Below are 14,843 nucleotides of genomic sequence, written 5' to 3' on the forward strand. Positions count from 1 at the left end.
TGATAATAGAATAGGGGGACAATTTTTAGCTAAGGAATTATGGAGGATCAATATGATAAAAAAAGTAATGGTCATGGCTTCACTGTCTGCTATAGTTGGCGGTGGGGTATACTATTTTCTTGTTAGCCCCAATATAAAGGAAAACACTGTATTAACAACTAAAGTGAATCCTACTATTGAATCGGAAGTACAAGGGAATATAGAAGAAAAAGAAGAGCAACAAATTGATTATGCTAGCATATCTCAAAAATTAGATCAATATTTAGTCGGAAAGCAATTCAATGGAACAGTTTTGGTAACAGATAAAGAGCATGTTATTTTGAATAAAGGATATGGGTATGCTGATGTTCAAAATAAAATTGAAAATACGCCTCAGACAAAATATCGTATCGGTTCTATTACGAAAACAGTGGTTGCCACATCTATTTTACAGTTGCAAGAACAAGGGAAATTGAATATTCAAGATAATGTAAATAAATATATTCCTTCATTTCCAGAGAATAAAAATATTACGCTATATCATTTATTAACGCATACCTCTGGTTTACCTGAACACGAAAAAGGCAATGTTAATGCTGCTTCCCGTTTACAGTTAATTAATTGGATTGGACGTCAAAATTTAGAATTTCCTGCAGGAACAGGTTGGAGATATACAGATTATAATTATATGGTGCTTGCTTATATAATAGAACATATATCGAAAAAACCTTTAGGAGATTACATAAAAGAAAATATATTTGTAAAAGCAGATATGTATGAATCCGGCATGGGAAATATGGTGCCTGGAGATAAAAATTTTACAAAGGGTTATGTGAAAAAAAATCAAGAGCTTGTACCAGCACAAAAGCTAGGCATGGATTGGCTATATGGTTGTGGTGAGATGTATACGACAGTTGGAGATATGAAGAAATTAGACGAAGCAATTATAAATGGAAAACTTCTTTCTGAACAAAGTATACAAACAATGTTTTCACCTTCAGCGGAACGGAAATATGCATTTAGTTTTTATATATATCCAGATTATTTTCATAATCATGGTGTATTATCTGGTTGGAACACTTTCAATAATTTTAATAAAGAAAAAGGAACTTTTGTTATGTTATTTTCAAATGTGAAAAATAGTATGGATGATGACTTTAATAAAGAGTTCCGAAAGATGGTAAATGATTTATTAGAACAAAGGGGATGAGAAAATGGAACATAAAACTTTATCAATAGGTTTCATTGGTATTGGCGTAATGGGAAAAAGCATGGTTTATCACTTAATGCAGGATGGTCATAAAGTATATGTATATAATAGAACGAAGGCAAAAACAAATTCTTTAGTGCAAGATGGTGCACATTGGTGTGATACGCCAAAAGAGTTAGTGAAGCAAGTTGATATTGTAATGACAATGGTTGGATATCCACATGATGTAGAAGAAGTGTATTTTGGTATAGAAGGAATTATAGAACATGCAAAAGAAGGTACGATAGCAATTGACTTTACGACATCTACACCTACTTTAGCAAAACGTATTAATAAAGTTGCAAAAAGCAAAAAAATATATACGTTAGATGCACCTGTCTCAGGAGGAGATGTTGGCGCGAAAGAAGCAAAACTCGCAATTATGGTAGGTGGAGAGAAAGAAATATATGATAGATGCTTACCTTTACTTGAAAAGTTAGGAACAAACATTCAATTACAAGGACCGGCTGGGAGTGGACAACATACAAAAATGTGCAATCAAATTGCGATTGCTTCCAATATGATTGGAGTATGTGAGGCTGTTGCTTACGCGAAGAAGACTGGACTGAATCCAGATAAAGTGTTAGAGAGTATTTCAACAGGGGCAGCAGGTAGCTGGTCATTAAGTAATTTAGCTCCTCGAATGTTAAAAGGAGACTTTGAGCCAGGATTTTATGTAAAGCATTTTATGAAAGATATGAAAATTGCTTTAGAGGAAGCAGAAAAATTACAATTACCAGTTCCAGGCTTAAGTTTGGCGAAAGAATTGTATGAAGAGTTAATTAAGGGTGGCGAAGAAAATAGTGGAACACAAGTATTATATAAAAAATATATAAGGGGGTAAACGAGGTGGACTTTCAAAAGTTTGATGAGATGATTGATACTTTACAGCGAGCTACTTGTATGCAAATCAATGAAAAACAAAAAGAAGCTTTTAAACAAAAATATGATTTTGAACCAGAATTTGAATATGGAAGAGATGAGAAGGGGCATTATGTAATTCGAACCTCAAAAAAGATGTTAGAAGAAATGGAGTTTTATTTGGCATTGAAATATGATCGTGATGGAGTGGATCTTTATATGCAAGCTGAGATTGATGGTATATTTCATGTATCTGTTAGCTATGGTGAAGATGCCCTACATCTACAAGAATTGTTTCAATTTCTAGAAGAAAATAAATAAAAGTCCTCATTTGAGGACTTTTATTTATTTAGTCATCTTTAATTTTTATAATTATAAGTTAGAAGCACGGCGGCATCGTTCAACCGGGAACGGGATAATTTGTGCGATGTGATTAGGACCAAATTGTTTTGTACGAGCATGGCGTATTATATAAAAAGCACACAGAATTGAAACAGGAATAGCGCCGAATAAACCAAATAATAAAGCGCTTACACAAGATGCGACAAATCCTAAAACACCAATTTCTAACTCTTCCATAATAGCTCCTAAAATAACAGGAAATGCTCCACATGTAACTCCAAGTATAAGTGCGATAAGTAAGCTCATGATTATCCCCCTCTGTTTGCGATATTCTTTTCCTTCTTAGTTAATTGTAGTATATCACATATAAAACAGAATTTTCAGAAAAAATTCAATAAATGTTCAAAAAATGTACTTGAAAAAATCAAGGTGTTAAATTTGTGATGAAATGGTACTTTCAAGTAAATAAAAAATCAGGCTTATTTCAAAATGAAATAAGCCTGTTCCATAGGAGGATGTATATATGTAGAGTGAATAAAAGTTTGGAAAAGGGGATCCAAGTCCTTTTATTCAACTAACTACCTTAATAGATTGGAACCCAGCCTTCAGTTGTAACAAAAATACGAATAGCTACAACTTGGCGATCATCTTGCAAAGTAAAATAATGTCTTGCATTTTCAGGAACAGATATGAGATCACCTGGCTCAAGTTCAACGTCAAAGAATGTTCCGTCTTTTCCTTCAATGGCAAAGATGCCATGACCACTAACAATAAAGCGAACTTCATCATCAGTATGATGGTGTTCTTTTTGAAAATTAATTAATAGTTCGTCAAGGTTAGGTGTGCTATTTGAAAGTGAAATTACATCATGCGCTTTATAACCTCGGCGTGCTGAAACATCAGCAATTTCTTTTGAAAACACAGCTAATATTTCAGCTTTGTTTTCATCTGTTAAAGAATAATTTTCATTTAAATGAGTAGGAAGTTTAGAAATATTCCATTTCTCATATAAAACGCCTTCCTTTTGTAGAAATTTAGATACTTCCACTTCATTTTCAATGCGAGTATTTACTTCATGAATACGAATTTGCGCCATTAGAAACGCCTCCTTGAATTGATAATAGTTTTATATGAAATTGGAATAGAAACTCATAAGCTTCTAATCTCTTCTTTGCATCAAAGCTATCTCGGCCCCATACGGTAATACCGTGGTTACGAATCAATATTGCTCCCGAATCTCCTTGTATATGCTTTCGGAAGTTTTCTCCAAGTGTTGGGATATGGGCATGGTTTTCAATAATAGGAATTTGAATTGTTGCACCTTCTTCCCAAATATCGAGAGCTTTAATAATTTCTTGATTTTGAAGTGTGACTGCATCACTATATAAATTTGTGATGACATTATTATCAGTTGTATGAACATGAAGTACACACCCGGCATTCGTATTGTTATAAATGTGTGTATGCAATATTGTTTCTGCTGAAGGGCGTAATTCAGTCTCTAAAACGGGAACTCCTACATGATCTACTAATAGAAAATCATCTGGAGTGGTTTTTGTTTTATCTTTACCGCTTGCTGTAATAAGAAAAGTAAGTGGTTCATGACTAACCTTTATAGAAATATTACCACTTGTTGCCGGGAACCAATTTCGTGTTGTTAATTCTTTTTTTATCTCGCTCAAGTCATACCATTGACGAAAAAGTTGTTTCATAATTTCACCTCCAACAAAAGTTTTAATTCAGCTTGCACATCTTGAAATGTTTCAAACGGTGTATAAGCAATATGATTTTCTTCACACTTTGTAATAAGAAAATCGCGAGCGAATACTTTATCCGCTTGTTTCGCGGCTTGTAAATCAGTAATAGAATCTCCAATTACAATATGAAAGTCATTTGTATCACTTAATTTACGGATTAATGATGATTTACATAATCCGCAATGATTTTGGCAATGATCATCACAAGAATGAGGCCATTTAACTGTAATAAACTCTGCTGAAAAGTCTGTTTCATTACAATAAATTTGCTCTTTTGGAATGATTCCTTGTAAGAGTGGATAGACGAAGAAATCCATTCCACCTGATATCACGTAAAAAGAAATGTTATTTTTCTTTACGAATTGTATAAACTCATGAAAACCACTACGGATTTCAGCAGTTTCTATTAAAAATTGAATAATATCATCGTGCAGATTAGTAGGTATTAATTGAAATAATTGAGAAACACCTTCTTGAATGGATAGTTCTTGTGATAAAATTTTATTCTTTACTTCTTCGGCTTCTGGTGGTGCGAATTTTTCCATAATGGACATAATGTTATCATTATTTGTAATCGTGCCATCGAAATCACAAAATACTTGAATACTCATAGTTTCACCTCATGAGAGGGATTTCCCCATATTTGTAGTGCACTATGCAAATTTATGTCGTCTACTTCATGGAGCGGTTTATTTTGCAAAGTAGCATCAATTGCAGTACGGAAAGCTTTACCCCCGCCTTGCGCTCCATTTGGATGTCCGTGTATCCCGCCACCAGCATTAATAACAACATCTTTACCGAAATCTCGTACAATAAAGGGAACGAAACCAGGATGAATACCAGCAGACGGAACAGAAAAGCTCTTCTTGAAAAATGCATCGTCTTCAGTTAAATATTTTGAGATAGCAAGAGCCTCCTCTTTTTCTAGCGCAACACTTCCGTATGGAGATGGGAATAATGAAAAGTCAGCCCCAGCATAACGTAGTAGCTTTCCAAGTAATAATGGAGATGAAACTCCATATAACTTGGATGCTGAATAAGCACCACTTACAGCAGGATGTACCATAATAGGAACTGGGATTTCATCATCTTCTGCAAGTGATTGTAGTACATCTAGTCCGTAAGCAAATGCGTTAAATAATAGAATATCAGCTCCAGCTTCTACTGCACGTTTTGCATTTTCTTTTAAATCAAAAGTTCGTCCTGTTAAATTTACGGCATATAACGTTTTATGTCCGTATGTTTCGTAGACAGATTGTAAAACTTCTTTTCCGGATACAATGCGTTTCGTAAGTGGTGTTAATGCATTTTCAAATAATATTTCATCATCTTTTACTATATCTACACCACCAATTGCTTGATCGCGTAATTGTGTTTTTAAATACCCAATGTTTCGTCCAATCATTCCTTTAAAAATACTCATTAAAAGGGGACGATCATGCACTTGTAAAAGATTTCGAATACCATCTATCCCGAATTTTGGACCAGGAAAATATTTTTTTAACTCGTCTGAAAAAGTTAAGTCAATTAATTTTACTTCGCCATCAAGTGATAGCTTTCCAAATGTAGTCGTTAAAATCGCTGGTAAATCTGGACTGAAGTTTAATAGCGGATATTCGATTTTAATAATTCCGCGTTTTACTTTTTTACGTAAATACGAATTGGTATGTTCATGTTCAGCTAATTCCTCAACATGAATGACGTTACCTTTATGCTGCTTTAATTGTTCTTGCAATAAATGTGGCAAATGAGTCCAAGAGCCAATTGTTAAACCGAGTGCAATTTGTTCCGCCTTTTTTTCTAAGTGATGTGAATCATCATGAATTAAATATGTCGCTATAATTCCGCTCATTGTTATAACCTCCTAGTTAAATAAAAAAACCTCTCAGCTAAGGAGAGGTTTTTTTACAACCAGCTCCTTATCTGTCAGCGTAATGCTGCGAGAATTAGCACCGTGTCTACAATTGTAGATCGGTTGCCGGGTTTCGTCGGGCTCGTCCCTCCACCTGCTCTTGATAAGAAGTATTTAGAAATGTTTAAATTTTTAAGATAACTGAATTTTGTCAGATATTTTTTATGTTGTCAATTACTTTTTGAAAAAATTCAAATTATCAATTCGATTAATGGCTTCTCGTAATCTATCTTCTGTATGCAAGAGACCAACGCGGACATATCCTTCGCCATGCTCACCAAATCCAACACCAGGAGCAACTGCAACATGTGCTTTTTCTAGTAAAATATCAGAAAATTGCTCAGAGGTATATCCTTTTGGAACAGGAAGCCATGCAAAGAATGACCCTGTTGGAATGTCTACATTCCAACCAATTGAGTGACAAGCTGAAATAAGAGCGTTTCGTCGAGATTCGTAACTATTTACAAGGTCTATTACGCAAGACTGTGAACTTAATAGTGCTTCGCGGGCAGCATCTTGAACTGCACCAAAAATACTAACATACATATGATCTTGTAATAAGTTAATGGTTTCAATGACACTTTCATTTCCTACTGCAAAAGCGATACGCCATCCAGCCATATTGAAAGTTTTCGATAGAGTGTAAATTTCAATACCTGTATTTTTAGCACCGTCTGCTTGTAAGAAACTCACGGGCTTTTGACCATCAAATCCAATAGCGCCGTAAGCAAAATCGTGAACAACTAATATATTATGTTCATTAGCAAAGTTAATGGTTGTATCAAAAAAATCTTTTGATGCAGTAGCACCGGTCGGATTATTTGGATAGTTTAAAAACATTAATTTTGCACGCTCGGCAATAGAGTCATCGATTTTCGTATAATCTGGTAAAAAATTATTTTCTGCAATAAGCGGCATTGTTTCAAATTGTGCTTTTGCTAAAGCAACTCCTGATAAATAATCTGGATAGCCTGGATCTGGAACGAGAATAGTATCACCAGGGTTTGTAAAACAAACTGGTAACTCTACTAATCCAGCCTTTCCGCCAAACAAAATAGCAACTTCTGTTTTTGGATTTACTACTACATCATATTCACGTTGATAGAATGTTGCCACGGCTTCTTTTAAACTTTCATGTCCGCGAAATGGCGGATATTTATGATGAATGGTCTTTTCTGCAGCATCTTGTAAAGCTTTTACGATATGCTGCGGTGTTGGTTGATCTGGATTACCTTGACCTAGATTAATAACATCGTGACCAGCTGCTACGACTTTGTTAACTTTTGCAACAAGTGAAGCGAAAAATTGTGTCGGCAATGATGTTACTATCTCAGAAGGTTGAAATAATTTCATACTTTCCACCTCTTTTGAAAGTTGTTACAATTCTAGTGACAAATGATATAATCTTTCCAATATTTTGTAAAGAAAAAATAAGAATGGGGCTGACAAAATGAAAGTCGCATGTATTCAAATGGATATTGTTTTTGGAGATGTAGAAAAAAATATTGAGAATGCTAAAAATAAAATAAGCGAAGCTATGAAGGAAAGGCCAGATGTTATCGTCTTACCAGAATTATGGACAACAGGATATGATTTAACAAGACTTTCTGAAATTGCAGATAGGGATGGATTGGAAACGAAAGAAAAGTTAAAAGAATGGTCGAAACAATATGGTGTACATATTGTTGGTGGTTCCATAGCGAAGCAAACGGAACAAGGTGTTACAAATACAATGTATGTTGTAAACAAGGAAGGAGAACTAGTTAATGAATATAGTAAAGTACATTTATTTCAGCTTATGGATGAACATAAATATTTAATAGCTGGTAATGGTACGGGCGAATTTAAGCTAGATGATGTTGAATGCGCTGGAACAATTTGTTATGATATTCGTTTTCCAGAGTGGATGCGTGTCCATACTGTTAAAGGGGCAAAAGTATTATTTGTTGTAGCTGAATGGCCATTAGTTCGTTTAGCACATTGGCGTTTGCTATTGCAAGCAAGAGCAGTTGAAAATCAGTGTTATGTTGTTGCTTGTAATAGAGCAGGAAAGGATCCGAATAATGTGTTTGCAGGTCATTCTTTAATTGTGGATCCTTGGGGTGAAGTTGTAGTAGAGGCGAATGAAGAGGAATCAATTTTATTTGGAGAGCTTGTATTCGAGAAAATTAAAGAAGTACGTAAAGGAATTCCAGTTTTTGCGGATCGTCGTCCAGAATTATACAAATAAAATGTTGACAAGTGATTTTTATTCTTGGTATAGTCTTCAACATAAAGTTAAAAATTCAAAAAATTATATAACTCTTATCAAGAGCAGGTGGAGGGATTTGGCCCGATGAAGCCCAGCAACCGACCGTAATACCATTGTGAAATGGGGCGTTTATTACGCCAAAAGGCACGGTGCTAATTCCAGCAGAAAGTAAAACTTTCTGGCAGATAAGAGGGGAGAAGATAAACTTCAAACCTCTTTCTTAGTGAAAAGAGGTTTTTCTGTGTTAGAAAAACCTCTGAATTTAAAAAGGGGGAGAAGACGATGGGATATTATTCATTAACAGAAATAACAGCTGTACAATATGCGAAAGATCATGGCTATTTTGAAGCGAAGGCAAATGTCATTTGTCATGAAATTGGAGATGGAAACTTAAATTACGTGTTCAAATTAGATGATGGTGAGAAGTCTATTATAATAAAACAGGCACTGCCATATGCGAAAGTAGTTGGTGAAAGCTGGCCATTGTCTATAAAAAGAGCAACGATTGAAAGCAAGGCATTACAAATTTTTGCGCAGTATGTACCGGATTATGTTCCAGTAGTGTACAGTCATGATGAAGAGTTAGCGATAACGGTAATAGAAGACTTATCAAGACTAACAATTACAAGAAAAGGATTAATAGACGGAGAAGAATATCCGCTTTTATCCCAGCATATCGGCCGTTTTCTAGCACATGTTTTATTTTATACTTCAGATTTTGGTTTACAGTCAGAAGAGAAGAGGGTACTAGAAGGTACCTTTGTAAATCCGGACCTTTGTAAAATTACAGAGGATTTAGTGTTTACAGATCCGTTTGGACATTATGATACAAATGATTATGAGCCAGATTTACAGCTCGTGGTTGATGAACTTTGGAGTGATAAAACTTTAAAACTAAAAGTAGCACAATATAAATATAAGTTCTTAACAAGAAAAGAAACTCTTATTCATGGTGATTTACATACTGGTAGTATTTTTTCGTCACCTTCTGAAACGAAAGTGATTGATCCAGAATTTGCGACATATGGCCCATTTGGATTTGACATAGGTCAATTTATTGCAAATCTATTATTAAATGCTTTATCTAGAGAAGAAGAAAAAAGAAGTGTACTATTTTTCCATATAGAAAAGACGTGGAGTTATTTTGTAGAAACTTTTACAAAGTTATGGATTGGAGAAGGTATAGAAGCATATACGAAAGAAAAACAATGGTTACCAATTATTTTGCAAAATATCTTTACTGATGCAGTTGGATTTGCCGGATGTGAACTAATTCGTAGAACAATTGGTTTAGCTCATGTAGCAGATTTAGATGAAATAGAAAATAAAGAAACAAGAATTCAAGCTAAGAAACAAGCGCTATCCTTAGGAAAAGAACTAATAAAATATGAATCTAAAAGTGCTGATATTCAACTGTTTCGAACATTATTTCAACAGACAGTTTCAAGGGGTGTAAAAGCATGAGTACAATCGTTACTGTTCCGAGATCTGTAAGTTGGAAAGGTGATGCAATTGCGGTATTAAATCAAACGAAATTGCCACATAGCACAGAATACAAAACATTAACGACTATTGAAGAGGTTTGGAAAAGTATCATAATGTTAGAAGTACGCGGAGCGCCTGCAATTGGAATTGTAGCTGCATTTGGCTTGGCGCTTGCAGCGAAAAAATATAATACTTTACATATCGAAGAATTTCAAAAGAAGTTTAATAGAGACTGTAACTATTTAGGGACATCACGCCCAACGGCAGTCAATTTATTTTGGGCAATTGATCGTATGAGAGAATCTATTCGAGAGATTACTACAATAAAAGAAGCACAAAAAATATTAGAAGAAGAAGCGCTTCGTATTCAACAGGAAGATGAAAAGGTGTGTCGAAATATTGGGGAATATGCGTTAACATGTTTTAAAGATGGCGATAATATTTTAACAATCTGTAACGCTGGAAGTATCGCAACTGCCAGATATGGAACTGCATTAGCTCCCTTTTATATTGGAAAAGAGAAAGGTGTGCGTTTACATGCATATGCGTGTGAAACGAGGCCAGTTTTACAAGGTGGCCGTTTAACGACGTGGGAATTGAAGCAAGCAAATATTGATGTGACCCTTATTACAGATAATACTGCAGCTCATGCTATTCAAACGAAAGAAATAAACGCGATTATTGTGGGGGCGGATCGAATTGTCGCAAATGGAGATACAGCCAATAAAATAGGGACAATGAATTTAGCTATTTTAGCAAAGCACTTTAATATCCCATTTTACGTTGCTGCTCCACTGTCAACATTTGATGTTACGAAAGAAACTGGAGCCGAAATTATTATTGAAGAAAGAGATGAAACAGAAGTTACGAAAATCTTTGGAAAACAAGTAGCACCAATTGGAACAAATGTTTATAACCCTGCATTTGACGTAACGCCGAATGAATTAATTACAGGTATTATTACTGAGAAAGGGATTTTACGTGGAGACTATAAAAAAGAAATTCTGACATTATTTGAAAGACAAGCTGAAATTTAATAGCTTGTTTTTTTATGCCTAAATGGTCCATTATTCCTTATTTATATAGTGAAAGGAGGAGAGAAAGATGGAAGAATGGATCAGAATGATAGGTAATGTAGGGTTTCCAATTGTTGTAACATTATATTTACTTCACCGTATTGAAAGTAAATTAGATGGGGTAATTGTTGCAATTGAGAAACTCCCGCGGCAATTACTAAAGTACGAAGATCCTCGCGATAAAAAATAAAGTTTGCTCTTCTTGAGCAAACTTTATTTTTTATTGAGCAGTATAACCACCATCGATAATGACAGCTTGACCAGTTATACCTTTAGCTTTTTCACTCGCTAAAAACATAGCATAATCAGCGATTTCTTGTACTTGTAATAAGCGTTTTTGTGGTACAAGTGGATAAATAACATCTTCTAAAACATTTTCAAGTGGTACATTTCGTGTAGTAGCTAAGTCTTGTAGTTGATTACGTACAAGAGGGGTATCGACATAACCAGGGCAAAGGGCATTAACAGTAATACCATGCGTAGCGCCTTCTAAAGCGGCAACTTTTGTTAATCCAATTACGCCATGTTTTGCACTATTGTAGGCAGCTTTTCCAGCAAACCCGACAAGGCCGTTAATAGAAGCGACATTAATAATGCGACCATATTTTTGTTGTTTCATAATCGGAAAGGCATGCTTAATTGCGATAAACGGAGCAATTTGCATAATTTGAATTAGTAGCTCGAACTTTTCAGTTGGAAAGTCTTCAATGGGTGAAACGTGTTGCATTCCTGCGTTGTTAATTAATATATCTAATGAACCGAAATGATCAACTGTTTGAGAAATTGCTGCTGTAATTTCCTCTTCAGATGTAACGTCACATTTTAAACCGATAGCTTGAAAATCTTCATTTTGTAATTGTTCAGCAGCTTCTTTTGCACGTTCTTCAAGCCGATCGGTAATCACAACTTTTGCACCTTCTTTTGCAAAAGCCTTTCCCATTTCATAACCAATACCACTCGCAGCACCAGTTAAAAAGACAACTCGATTTGTAACCATGATGAAAAACATCCCTTCATAATAAAGTTTTCATAGTGCACTATTTAGAGAGGCTACAATGAAATTCCTGCAAACATTTGGAAAAAATATCGTTAGCTATCTTGTTTTGCAAAATAGTCTTTGCTATACTATTTTGTAAAGCAAGATACTTACGCTTATCTATCTTGTAAAACAAGATAGTAGGAGGATTTAAATTATGTCGACAAGTCAAATGCTGAAAGGGATTTTAGAAGGATGCTTACTTGCTATTATTTCTGAAGGCGAAATATACGGTTATGAAATGAGTGAAAAGCTAGCGAAGTATGGTTTTACAATGGCGAGTGAGGGAAGTATTTATCCGTTATTAATACGAATGCAAAAAGAAGGACTAATAACAAGCGTAATGAAGGAATCTCCATCTGGTCCAAAGAGAAAATATTATACATTAACAGAAAAAGGCGAGGAAGCACTTGATGAATTTATGGATCGCTGGGAAACGATGCAAAGTAGTGTAGAACGTCTACTTGAAGGGAAGGGGGGGAAAAATAATGCTATCAAATGAAGCACGAAAGTTTTTATTAGATATGAGATTATTTTTGACGGCAAAGAGTGTAAAAGAAAGTGATATTGAAAACTTTTTAGAAGATGCAGAGTTGCATTTAATAGAAGGTGAGAGTAAGGGGAAGAGTGTAGAAGATATTTTCGGAAGCTCACCGAAAGAATATGCAAATGAACTTGTAAAGGTAATGGAAAAGGATAGATGGGAAACGTGGAAGCAAATTGGTTTTACAGTAATGAATATCGTATCATTTTGGATTATTGCTTCTATCTTAATAGTGAATAACGGAATGTTACAGATTTCACTTATTCAGTGTATCGGTTATAGTTTTTCATTTATTTTAGTTGTTATAGGTCCTAATTTTCTACTTCGCAAAATGACCTTCGTAACAAGCTTTACAAAAACATGGTTTTCTATGTGGTCTCTAGTTATGATTACTCCAATGTTTTTATTAGGAGCTGTTACGATATTAGATGTGATATATCCGACAAAAATGCTCACATTCACCGAAGTGCAAAGTTATATAGTGGCTGGTGGGATTTTTATCATCACAGTAGCTATAAATATATATTTTGAAGGATGGTTTAAAAATTTATATTTAATCATTCCACTTTCAATTATGTTAGTGTTTAAAACATTTACATCGGAAGATCTCGTGCCAATGTTATTTCAAATTATATGTTTATATGGAAGTTTATTTATTTTAATTTTCGTTGAAATTATGATGAAGACGAATAGAAGAGAAGCGGTTTAATAAGGGAGGGATTATTATGAAGATTTCTAAAGAAGGGGAAAAGTTTTTAATCGATACGAAAGTGTATTTAATAACAAAAGGAATTAAAGAAGAAGATGTGGACGCCTTTCTAGAAGATGCAGAGCTTCATTTAATAGAAGGTGAGAAAGAGGGAAAGACGGTAAGTGATATATTTGGTGATTCACCAAAAGAGTATGCGGAAGAATTAGCGAAAGAGATGGAGAAGGATAAAAGCGGGAGTATAAAAAGTATCTTAGGAATGATAATTGGGATAGGTGGATATTGGTTACTTACAAATATTTTATTTGGAAATCCGAATCAACAATTTACATTAACAAATGTACAGTTAATTGGTTATCCAATCGTTTTAATTATTACGATTATTGGAACGATTGTTGCGTTTAGAATTTCTTCTTTTAAAAGTAAATTAGTAGAGTTTGGAATTATTTATGTAATAGTGATGATACCTATTTTATTATTGGTGTTATTAATGTTTATGAATAAATGGTATGGGACGCCAATTTTACAATTGTCGACAATGCAGACATATATATTAGCAGTAACTATATTTTTATTACTTCTTATTGGTGAAGTATATGTTCTTGGTTGGATAGGTGTTGTGGTACTAATTGTTCCTCTTGCAATTATGTTCTTATTTAAAGACTTAGAAGAAAGAAATGTATTTTGGGGAATTGCAAAGATCTTACTTATGTATGGAAGTATATATGGATTAATGAGATGGTCTTTAAAAATTGAAGAAAGAAAAAGTGTGAACTAGAAGTTCAATAAAAAGCGGCTGCTCTGGATATATCAAAAATTATTTCCAAAGAAATATTATATAGGGATTTTTAGAGGGATTACATTTATATTTAGTTGTCTATTTTTATTTCTAGCAGCCGGGATTTGGTTTTTTGATCGGAATAAATTGTTTTAAACAGTAACATGAGGGTTACTGTTTTTTTCTTTGTAATAAAGAGCTTTGTAAAGAGAGGGCTTTTTGTTCTGCAGTTAATAAGGAATGAATATGAACGTTTTCTGGACGAGGGACTATCGGATACATAAGATTTGTTGGAGAAGGATGGTGCTCCGAGCCGGTTGGAGAATGAGGATCTGCATGAGTAAGTTTTCCATGAACACGTCTTGTAAATAAAATATGACCGATTTCGTGAGCGAGCGTATATATATTTTTCATAGGGGCAGCCGAATTTGTTAAAACAATATAGCCGGTAAGTTGCTGTTGTTTTGCTAAAGAGTAAGCGCAGGCAATTACTGCTGTTTCTTTGAAATAATCACTGCCAATATAACAAATATAAAGGTCGCATTCAGGAGCTTCATTTACACATGTTTGGAAAAAGGATGCCAACTTTTCTTGACTTTGAATGGAATTTCTATAACTGATTTCACGGTCAAAAAAACGGAAAAGTTCATTTAATACAATTACTTCTTGAATTTGAAATGTAATGGGGTGCCAAATTGATTCTGCAACAGCTAAATCTTTTGCGATGCGGTCATCAGAAATATCGGCGCCGGGAGTAATGCAAATACATATATTGACGTATGGATCCATAAGGAACACCTCAAATGAAAAAGTTCTTCCTATAATATATGTGGGAAAAAGATGTCATGTATGGATAAACGCCTT

The 14,843-nt window shown here is 34.4% G+C and carries 18 protein-coding genes, 1 pseudogene and 2 riboswitches; of the genes and pseudogenes, 11 read left to right on the plus strand and 8 right to left on the minus strand.

Annotated elements, in window-relative coordinates; all coding sequences use genetic code 11:
* Positions 1–52 precede the first annotated feature (52 nt).
* The 3 genes from ACTFRH_RS16335 to ACTFRH_RS16345 are packed head-to-tail and all read left to right on the plus strand — an operon-like array spanning position 53 to position 2,410.
* Positions 53–1,189 carry a serine hydrolase gene (locus tag ACTFRH_RS16335; RefSeq protein WP_000592901.1) on the plus strand — a complete coding sequence of 379 codons (1,137 nt, stop codon included), beginning with the start codon at positions 53–55 and terminating at the stop codon, positions 1,187–1,189.
* 4 nt (positions 1,190–1,193) lie between these two features.
* Entirely contained in the window at positions 1,194–2,072 is an 879-nt protein-coding gene (locus ACTFRH_RS16340) for an NAD(P)-dependent oxidoreductase (RefSeq protein WP_000400438.1), read from the plus strand.
* Between the two features lie 5 nt (positions 2,073–2,077).
* The gene (locus ACTFRH_RS16345) at positions 2,078–2,410 is read left to right on the plus strand and encodes a DUF3909 family protein (RefSeq protein WP_000347327.1); all 333 of its coding nucleotides are present in this window, start codon (positions 2,078–2,080) and stop codon (positions 2,408–2,410) included.
* A gap of 51 nt (positions 2,411–2,461) precedes the next feature.
* On the opposite strand, the gene ACTFRH_RS16350 is transcribed toward ACTFRH_RS16345, so the two are convergent.
* From ACTFRH_RS16350 to ACTFRH_RS16375, 6 genes are all read right to left on the minus strand, one after another.
* A complete protein-coding gene (locus ACTFRH_RS16350) occupies positions 2,462–2,737 on the minus strand; it encodes a hypothetical protein (protein WP_000054659.1) in 276 nt (91 codons plus the stop codon).
* A gap of 277 nt (positions 2,738–3,014) precedes the next feature.
* Positions 3,015–3,527, minus strand: coding sequence for a 1,2-dihydroxy-3-keto-5-methylthiopentene dioxygenase (locus tag ACTFRH_RS16355; RefSeq protein WP_000057326.1), 513 nt, complete (start codon positions 3,525–3,527; stop codon positions 3,015–3,017).
* On the minus strand, positions 3,505–4,143 hold the full coding sequence (locus ACTFRH_RS16360; RefSeq protein WP_000811342.1) for a methylthioribulose 1-phosphate dehydratase: 639 nt from the start codon (positions 4,141–4,143) through the stop codon (positions 3,505–3,507). The genes ACTFRH_RS16355 and ACTFRH_RS16360 overlap by 23 nt, the downstream gene beginning before the upstream one ends.
* Positions 4,140–4,799, minus strand: a complete 660-nt coding sequence (locus ACTFRH_RS16365; protein ID WP_000027464.1) for a 2-hydroxy-3-keto-5-methylthiopentenyl-1-phosphate phosphatase — start codon at positions 4,797–4,799, stop codon at positions 4,140–4,142. The genes ACTFRH_RS16360 and ACTFRH_RS16365 overlap by 4 nt, the downstream gene beginning before the upstream one ends.
* A complete protein-coding gene (mtnW, locus tag ACTFRH_RS16370; RefSeq protein ID WP_000014171.1) occupies positions 4,796–6,040 on the minus strand; it encodes a 2,3-diketo-5-methylthiopentyl-1-phosphate enolase in 1,245 nt (414 codons plus the stop codon). The genes ACTFRH_RS16365 and mtnW overlap by 4 nt, the downstream gene beginning before the upstream one ends.
* 64 nt (positions 6,041–6,104) lie before the next feature.
* Positions 6,105–6,210: riboswitch (SAM riboswitch) on the minus strand.
* Between the two features lie 64 nt (positions 6,211–6,274).
* Complete coding sequence (locus ACTFRH_RS16375; protein ID WP_000765530.1) at positions 6,275–7,453, minus strand: pyridoxal phosphate-dependent aminotransferase; 1,179 nt, start codon at positions 7,451–7,453, stop codon at positions 6,275–6,277.
* A 97-nt stretch (positions 7,454–7,550) separates the two neighbouring features.
* On the opposite strand from ACTFRH_RS16375, the gene ACTFRH_RS16380 reads away from it, so the two are divergent.
* The 4 genes from ACTFRH_RS16380 (at position 7,551) to ACTFRH_RS16395 (ending at position 11,102) form a co-directional block, all read left to right on the plus strand.
* Positions 7,551–8,330, plus strand: coding sequence for a carbon-nitrogen family hydrolase (locus tag ACTFRH_RS16380; protein ID WP_002164162.1), 780 nt, complete (start codon positions 7,551–7,553; stop codon positions 8,328–8,330).
* 71 nt (positions 8,331–8,401) lie between these two features.
* Positions 8,402–8,543, plus strand: a riboswitch (SAM riboswitch).
* A gap of 90 nt (positions 8,544–8,633) precedes the next feature.
* Positions 8,634–9,815 carry an S-methyl-5-thioribose kinase gene (gene mtnK, locus ACTFRH_RS16385; RefSeq protein ID WP_000542669.1) on the plus strand — a complete coding sequence of 394 codons (1,182 nt, stop codon included), beginning with the start codon at positions 8,634–8,636 and terminating at the stop codon, positions 9,813–9,815.
* Positions 9,812–10,873, plus strand: a complete 1,062-nt coding sequence (mtnA, locus tag ACTFRH_RS16390; protein WP_000104606.1) for an S-methyl-5-thioribose-1-phosphate isomerase — start codon at positions 9,812–9,814, stop codon at positions 10,871–10,873. Before mtnK ends, mtnA begins: the two co-directional genes overlap by 4 nt.
* A 67-nt stretch (positions 10,874–10,940) precedes the next feature.
* Positions 10,941–11,102: a YvrJ family protein gene (locus ACTFRH_RS16395; RefSeq protein WP_000393344.1), complete on the plus strand. Its 162-nt coding sequence runs from the start codon at positions 10,941–10,943 to the stop codon at positions 11,100–11,102.
* 30 nt (positions 11,103–11,132) lie between these two features.
* On the opposite strand, the gene ACTFRH_RS16400 is transcribed toward ACTFRH_RS16395, so the two are convergent.
* The gene (locus ACTFRH_RS16400; protein ID WP_000258425.1) at positions 11,133–11,909 is read right to left on the minus strand and encodes a 3-hydroxybutyrate dehydrogenase; all 777 of its coding nucleotides are present in this window, start codon (positions 11,907–11,909) and stop codon (positions 11,133–11,135) included.
* A 196-nt stretch (positions 11,910–12,105) separates the two neighbouring features.
* Here ACTFRH_RS16400 and ACTFRH_RS16405 point away from each other — a divergent pair, with 196 nt between their 5' ends.
* From ACTFRH_RS16405 to ACTFRH_RS16420, 4 genes and pseudogenes are all read left to right on the plus strand, one after another.
* A complete protein-coding gene (locus ACTFRH_RS16405) occupies positions 12,106–12,450 on the plus strand; it encodes a PadR family transcriptional regulator (RefSeq protein WP_000107980.1) in 345 nt (114 codons plus the stop codon).
* Positions 12,437–13,201: a DUF1129 domain-containing protein gene (locus ACTFRH_RS16410; protein ID WP_000950438.1), complete on the plus strand. Its 765-nt coding sequence runs from the start codon at positions 12,437–12,439 to the stop codon at positions 13,199–13,201. The genes ACTFRH_RS16405 and ACTFRH_RS16410 overlap by 14 nt, the downstream gene beginning before the upstream one ends.
* Before the next feature lie 16 nt (positions 13,202–13,217).
* Positions 13,218–13,979 (plus strand): DUF1129 domain-containing protein, encoded by a 762-nt coding sequence (locus ACTFRH_RS16415; protein ID WP_000703258.1) that lies wholly within the window; start codon positions 13,218–13,220, stop codon positions 13,977–13,979.
* A gap of 12 nt (positions 13,980–13,991) precedes the next feature.
* Positions 13,992–14,135 (plus strand): annotated as a pseudogene (locus ACTFRH_RS16420) (DNA-binding protein); the annotation flags it as partial.
* Positions 14,136–14,150: 15 nt separating this feature from the next.
* Here ACTFRH_RS16420 and ACTFRH_RS16425 read toward each other — a convergent pair.
* Entirely contained in the window at positions 14,151–14,768 is a 618-nt protein-coding gene (locus ACTFRH_RS16425; protein WP_000371610.1) for an ImmA/IrrE family metallo-endopeptidase, read from the minus strand.
* Between the last annotated feature and the right edge of the window lie 75 nt (positions 14,769–14,843).

It is taken from the genome of Bacillus cereus group sp. MYBK216-1 (assembly GCF_051916495.1).
GTDB lineage: Bacteria > Bacillota > Bacilli > Bacillales > Bacillaceae_G > Bacillus_A > Bacillus_A thuringiensis_K.

Bases quoted from the DNA above. Each gene is read 5' to 3' on its own strand.
- ACTFRH_RS16335 (WP_000592901.1), top strand. From the start codon at position 53: ATGATAAAAAAAGTAATGGTCATGGCTTCACTGTCTGCTATAGTTGGC.
- ACTFRH_RS16340 (WP_000400438.1), top strand. From the start codon at position 1,194: ATGGAACATAAAACTTTATCAATAGGTTTCATTGGTATTGGCGTAATG.
- ACTFRH_RS16350 (WP_000054659.1), bottom strand. From the start codon at position 2,737: ATGAGCTTACTTATCGCACTTATACTTGGAGTTACATGTGGAGCATTT.
- ACTFRH_RS16355 (WP_000057326.1), bottom strand. From the start codon at position 3,527: ATGGCGCAAATTCGTATTCATGAAGTAAATACTCGCATTGAAAATGAA.
- ACTFRH_RS16360 (WP_000811342.1), bottom strand. From the start codon at position 4,143: ATGAAACAACTTTTTCGTCAATGGTATGACTTGAGCGAGATAAAAAAA.
- ACTFRH_RS16365 (WP_000027464.1), bottom strand. From the start codon at position 4,799: ATGAGTATTCAAGTATTTTGTGATTTCGATGGCACGATTACAAATAAT.
- mtnW (WP_000014171.1), bottom strand. From the start codon at position 6,040: ATGAGCGGAATTATAGCGACATATTTAATTCATGATGATTCACATCAC.
- ACTFRH_RS16375 (WP_000765530.1), bottom strand. From the start codon at position 7,453: ATGAAATTATTTCAACCTTCTGAGATAGTAACATCATTGCCGACACAA.
- ACTFRH_RS16380 (WP_002164162.1), top strand. From the start codon at position 7,551: ATGAAAGTCGCATGTATTCAAATGGATATTGTTTTTGGAGATGTAGAA.
- mtnK (WP_000542669.1), top strand. From the start codon at position 8,634: ATGGGATATTATTCATTAACAGAAATAACAGCTGTACAATATGCGAAA.
- mtnA (WP_000104606.1), top strand. From the start codon at position 9,812: ATGAGTACAATCGTTACTGTTCCGAGATCTGTAAGTTGGAAAGGTGAT.
- ACTFRH_RS16395 (WP_000393344.1), top strand. From the start codon at position 10,941: ATGGAAGAATGGATCAGAATGATAGGTAATGTAGGGTTTCCAATTGTT.
- ACTFRH_RS16400 (WP_000258425.1), bottom strand. From the start codon at position 11,909: ATGGTTACAAATCGAGTTGTCTTTTTAACTGGTGCTGCGAGTGGTATT.
- ACTFRH_RS16405 (WP_000107980.1), top strand. From the start codon at position 12,106: ATGTCGACAAGTCAAATGCTGAAAGGGATTTTAGAAGGATGCTTACTT.
- ACTFRH_RS16410 (WP_000950438.1), top strand. From the start codon at position 12,437: ATGCTATCAAATGAAGCACGAAAGTTTTTATTAGATATGAGATTATTT.
- ACTFRH_RS16415 (WP_000703258.1), top strand. From the start codon at position 13,218: ATGAAGATTTCTAAAGAAGGGGAAAAGTTTTTAATCGATACGAAAGTG.
- ACTFRH_RS16425 (WP_000371610.1), bottom strand. From the start codon at position 14,768: ATGGATCCATACGTCAATATATGTATTTGCATTACTCCCGGCGCCGAT.